The sequence below is a fragment of the Candidatus Dependentiae bacterium genome (genome assembly GCA_018897535.1).
Taxonomy (GTDB): domain Bacteria; phylum Babelota; class Babeliae; order Babelales; family UASB340; genus UASB340.
In genome coordinates this window covers 1-5,552 of the sequence record JAHIKO010000048.1, presented here as the reverse complement: position 1 = coordinate 5,552, position 5,552 = coordinate 1, and the positions used below count along the sequence as shown (strand labels likewise).

Annotated in this window: 6 protein-coding genes; 2 read left to right on the top strand and 4 right to left on the bottom strand. The window is 27.0% G+C overall.

Going from position 1 to position 5,552, the window contains the following annotated elements; all coding sequences use genetic code 11:
* A partial coding sequence (locus KKE07_02940) for a nucleoside monophosphate kinase (GenBank protein ID MBU4269811.1) occupies positions 1-515 on the bottom strand: 515 nt, incomplete at its 3' end.
* A gap of 76 nt (positions 516-591) precedes the next feature.
* Entirely contained in the window at positions 592-2,247 is a 1,656-nt protein-coding gene (locus tag KKE07_02935) for an alkaline phosphatase family protein (GenBank protein MBU4269810.1), read from the bottom strand.
* Between the two features lie 183 nt (positions 2,248-2,430).
* Between KKE07_02935 and KKE07_02930 the strand changes: the two genes are divergently transcribed.
* Positions 2,431-4,023, top strand: coding sequence for a hypothetical protein (locus KKE07_02930; GenBank protein MBU4269809.1), 1,593 nt, complete (start codon positions 2,431-2,433; stop codon positions 4,021-4,023).
* Here KKE07_02930 and KKE07_02925 read toward each other — a convergent pair whose 3' ends face one another.
* The gene (locus KKE07_02925) at positions 4,024-4,899 is read right to left on the bottom strand and encodes a hypothetical protein (protein MBU4269808.1); all 876 of its coding nucleotides are present in this window, start codon (positions 4,897-4,899) and stop codon (positions 4,024-4,026) included.
* A 175-nt stretch (positions 4,900-5,074) separates the two neighbouring features.
* Between KKE07_02925 and KKE07_02920 the strand changes: the two genes are divergently transcribed.
* On the top strand, positions 5,075-5,365 hold the full coding sequence (locus KKE07_02920) for a hypothetical protein (GenBank protein MBU4269807.1): 291 nt from the start codon (positions 5,075-5,077) through the stop codon (positions 5,363-5,365).
* A 61-nt stretch (positions 5,366-5,426) separates the two neighbouring features.
* On the opposite strand, the gene KKE07_02915 is transcribed toward KKE07_02920, so the two are convergent.
* Positions 5,427-5,552 (bottom strand): SEC-C domain-containing protein (locus tag KKE07_02915; protein ID MBU4269806.1); only part of this gene is annotated, 126 nt, incomplete at its 5' end.

Sequence of the window (5,552 nt, the reverse complement as noted above, 5' to 3'; positions counted from 1 at the left end):
TCATCTTGTCTTTGAATTAAATCAGTTTTGCATTTAGGACATTTTCCGGATGCTATTTCCAGCATTGAAGTGTTATAAACCGCCTGACAGCTTTTATTTGGGCAGCATCTTCTATTTATCAATCGTTGAGTGATTTCTTCTTGAGGAATTTCCAATTTTACAACTCTGAATTTGTAATTTGGCATATCTTTTGAAATTATGTTAAGAATTTTTTGGGCTTGATATGCCGTTCTTGGACATCCATCTAAAATTATTGATTTTTCAGATTCTTTTTGTTCTAGAAGCCATTTTTTTACCATATTTATTGTTAAATCGTCCGGAACAAGTTGTCCTTTGTCGATATAACTTTTAAGTTCTTTACCTATTTCCGTTTGATTTGCTATATGTTGTCTGAATAAATCTCCGGTTGAAAGAACTATATAATTTAAATTTGTAGATACCTGCTGAGCTAATGTGCCTTTACCTGCACCGGGTGCGCTTAAAAAAGTAAAAATTGTTTTGTTTTTTAAATTCATATTTAAAACCTGTATAAAAAAAATCTTAAAATAAAAAATATATTATATTTAGTTATAAAATTTTATTACTATTTCGTCAAAAAATAGGCTCAAATTCTGATTTTTCCGGTTTATTTATATCCAATATTTTCGCAATTGTTACTGGTAATTGCGTGAGCCATACTTTTTGGGTTATAACTTTATTTTCAATGTTACCCTTTTGATAGATTGTTAGTGGAACATGCGTATTGCATTCATATCCGGATTTATGTCCCGCTCCAAATTTATAATTTGATATATCTGAATATTCATTTGGAATTATGAATACTTGTCCTGATCTGCCTATATAAACTTGTTGTTTGTAAAAGTTTAAAATAGAATCAAAATCATATTTATTATTTATTAATTCATCTGTTGTGACAACTTTGCTTATTCCTTTTTTATTTAAAACTATTTTTTTTATATCTGAATATATCGATTCTTTTGTTTTTGTATCAAGATTGTTAAATTTTTTCATATCAAAATATAATTGAGAAGCTTCAAAATCTGTTACTAAATTTTTAATATTATATTTTTTATTTATATGTTTATTAATTTTATGCAGCATTTCAGAGGAATTTATTCGATATGCCGGTAAATTTTTTTCTTTATTTAATTCTACCAAAGGTTGGACTCCATGATCTGCAGTTAATACAAATAAAATATCTTCTTCATCAATATTTTGATATAGCGAATCTAAAAAATTTTTAATTTGTTTATCAAGATGATATATCATATCGGTTACTTCCATACCGTTCGGTCCATAAATATGACCTAAGTGATCAAGTGGCGAGAGTGAAATCCACAAAAGCATATTGTTGTCTTCATGTAAGTTATTATCGATACAATTTTTTGCAAAATCCAATAATACTTTATTTGCCAATGGTGATTTTATAAATCTGGAATAATTTTTTATATCAGGTTTATTTTTTTTACCAATTTTATCTGTTGGTTCATCAAGTCTTTTCTTTGAAATAAGTGATTTATGATAAGTTGAATGTATATAATAACTATTTTTATTAAAATCGATATCCGGTAAATTGTATTTTTTACTTTTTTTAGGATATGCCCTTCTCCATATATTATTTTCTATTGTTTTATCTAGATTATACTTTTCATTAAAGTCTTTTACCCAGTTTGGTAGTTGATTAAAAAATGCTTTTGACGTTGTAAATATACCTAGCTTGTCATCAAACCATATCGGTTTTCCTGTTTTACCGGACATGCCTATTGCAGCCCTTGATTTGTATGATATGGAAAATGTTAAATCATTTGGGTATTTTTTTACAAATTCATCTGTAAGCCCATTACACATAATATTTTTTGTACTATATCCATAGTCTAATATTTTATTGTTTGGGCCAAAAACTGAACTTTCGGGTGAATCATCTTTACATGCATTTACCTTTTTTCCATTTTCTATCCAAGAATTTGCAATTATTCCATGATTTTTGGCGAGTGTTCCTGTATTTAAAGCATTATGCCCTGTTGCTGTTGCCGGAACGCCATGAGCATGGTGCGCATTTGTAAAATATACTCCGTGTTCTTTTAAATCTTTGAATGCATACTCAAAATTTGGACCAAGTTTTTCCATATAACTGTATGCAAATTGATCAATTACCATAATTATTGTTAATTTTGGAATTGAAAAAATATTTAAAAATAAAACAAAATTTAAGAAAAAAAATATTTTTGTAATAAATTTGAACTTCATTACTGCTCCCCCCAGGATTTTGTTAATTGTTTTTTAATATATACAAATATATTTTATTAAAAAATTAGGGTATAAATATAGTTTTTTTAAAAAAAAGCTAAAGATTGCTTTGGGGTTGTTGAATTTTATAAAATACAATAAATGTTTAAATCTTTTTAATTATTTATAAATAGAGGTTGAAAAATGAACTTTTTGAAAAATTTAAAACGTATTCTTAGTATATGTCTTTTTATTTTGTTTATGTCGGTTTCGCTTGGATTTACGCAAGATTTTATTTGGTTTGTTGCGCCATATCAAAATAATCTTTATTTAAAGATTATAGATATGCGAGATAATTGTACCAAACAAAATTTAAATTTAGATAATTTTCGTCGATATGAACCTCAAAACAGTTCAATAGTAGTTTATTCAAAAGAAATTGGAAGATATAATAATGTATGGGAAGTAGATCAAGATTTGCAAGATATTCAAGTTAATCAAGATATAATGATTACACAAAATAATTTAACAGATTTAGTTAATCAAAAACTAAATAGCAATACTCCGGTCTATTTTTTTAGTGATATTCAGGGACAATATCTTTCAAGCGGTAAAGATGTTAAAGCGTTTACAGAAGGCAAAAGAGGTTCAGCAGCACCATTTTTGCGCGATTTATTGAATAACATTTTAAATGGTCAAAAAGCCACATTTATTAGTGTTGGTGATATTGTTTCCAATACATGTGAAAAATCCGGAAGGGGTTCCAGTCGAAATTATGGGTTGGAATGGAAGAAAATATTTTTAACAATGTATGATGTACTTAATGGTTCAATTTTGACATCTGCTATGGGTTTGCCACATGATATAGGCGCTTTAGAGGGTATAATGAAGCCTAGCTATAATGTAAATTCTTTTTATCCATTATTTAATTCTATTTTTAATAATCCGGATGTTCCTGAAAGCACCCAATCGGTTGTAAAACCTATTGTACAAATTAGACAGACAAAAAATGCTTTTATTAAAGATCGCATGTATTATTTGAACTTACCAATTTCTACGGAAGAACTTGGAAAAAAATATAATTTTAGTATAGATAATGATTTTGAAACTGAAATTATTGCTATGATTAATACTGCAAACGCAGCAAAGCAACAGGGTAACGTTGATTTTATTGTTGCATATTTTCATTTGCCTTTTTATACGCATTATAGATACCAACATCCCGGAATGATAAATATATTGAACGATGACTCGTTCTATATAAAACATATTAAAGATATAGATGTTTCACAATTAAATAACATTACTAATGCAATTTTGGATTCACAAATTGATGTGTGTATTTCCGGTCATAATCATACATATGAGCATGATACTATTCAAAAAAATGGCGAATTGGGTTTGATTCATTCATATATAATTGGTACCGGAACTGATCAAAGGCCTATAAAATACTCAAAAAAAATAAATCTTAAACGATCAGAAGATTTTCAAGACATTAAGGCAGAAATACGAGGATGCAATAATCTTGATAGCCGTAGAACTTTAGAAACACGCAATGAACTTTGGCAAAGTGTAGAAGGTGAAGGAACGATGGCTACCATTAAAACTGAAAAAATAAAAGGTATTTTTGGTGGTGAATTTGCATATTTGCCCTCGTTTTTTAAGGCTTACAGAACTGCGGTTGAAGGAGAACCTGTAAGATTACATTTGGAATTTACCGGATTCGATTATGATAAGAATCAAATAGAAATTTTAGATAATTTGGTTTTAGATTTACAGCAAAAGCGTGATTAATTAATCACGCTTTTGCTTATCGCCAGCATAATTTTTGGGTAACCCTTTTGTATGTTTAATTCTATTTTTACGATAATCTAGACCCTTTAAGTTTATTAAATCACTTAAATCCAGATGCTCAATATCGTTATTGTATATATTTAAATAAGTGATTTTTTCTTTGGTGTTATCACTTAAATTATCTAAAAAATAATTAAAACCTAAATCATTAAGTCTCATATTGGATAGATCAACTTTTAGTTCATAATCTTCAGATTTTTTTAGTTCTTCTATTTTTTTATTCAATTCAATTAAATTTGTTACCATTTTTGAAAACATATTTATTGCGGTTACATTTTGAATGACAAGAGCAAATTTTTTTTGTAACGAATAAATTAAATCGCCTTCATTAAATTCTTCGTTAAAATAAGTTGCTGCTATATTTGTTTCAGTTTTTATCTTATCAAAATATTGTATGAGTTTATTGGTTAATTCTTCCAATGATAGATGGCAAAAATCTTCAGGATTTGTAGTATAAATTAAAAATTTTTCGCTTCTTTCTTTTTCGTACCAGTGGTCATTGTCATAAACTCTATTAATTGTATGGGTTAATAGTAAATTAATAGAATTTGTTAATTCGAGAAAAAATTTGGTTAAATTTTCTAAAGAATCTTTTTCAGTATCTATATTTTTTAATACTTGAATTATATCAAGTAGATAAGAATTGACGTTATTAAAAGATTTGCAATTATAAGATATTTCTTTATTAATCTCGCTCATAAGTAAATAAAAATTTTTAGATAAGTTTATATCTTGGGAATTTTCGAGATTCATAGAAAAAGTTTTGAAAGTTAAAAAGACAAATAGCATAATCAGTGTAATATATTTTGATTTCATAATGACCCCTTAGAATTATGGGTTATTAATTCTTTATGAATATGCTTATCTTAAATCTTAATGTCAATAAATATTAAGTGTGATTATTTTTTTTAATTGACTTATATTTTACAAAAAAATTAAATTAAAAAAAGTTTTGGTATTAGTTTTAGGTTATTTTACGGGAGAGATGTAAATGTTTAAATCAAAAAACTTTTTGCTTTTTGCTTTTATTATTTTAGGGCTTGGTCTTCAGGTTGGATGTGGTAAAAAATCTGAAAAGAAAAATGAACCGGCAAAAAAAGAGCAGGTTCAGCCTAAAAAAAATAAAAAAATGACAAAAGAACAAAAACGAAATAAAAAACAAAAAAAGACAAGAATTGAAAAGAAAAAATGTAATAAGAATGCAAAATGCAATGTTTGTGGAAAAAAGTGTAAAAATTGTAAATGTAAAGTTTGTAAATGTCCAAAAAATAACTACAAATAAATTGTCTAATGCAAATAAAAAGAGCCTCAAATTTTTGAGGCTCTTTTATTTTAAAATAATTTTATTGACCGCAGCATTTTTTATATTTTTTGCCGGATCCGCATGGACATGGATCGTTGCGTCCAATTTTTTCTTCATCATGTTTTACGGTTTTATTATTGTTACTTTCAATTCTTGTCTTTTTTTG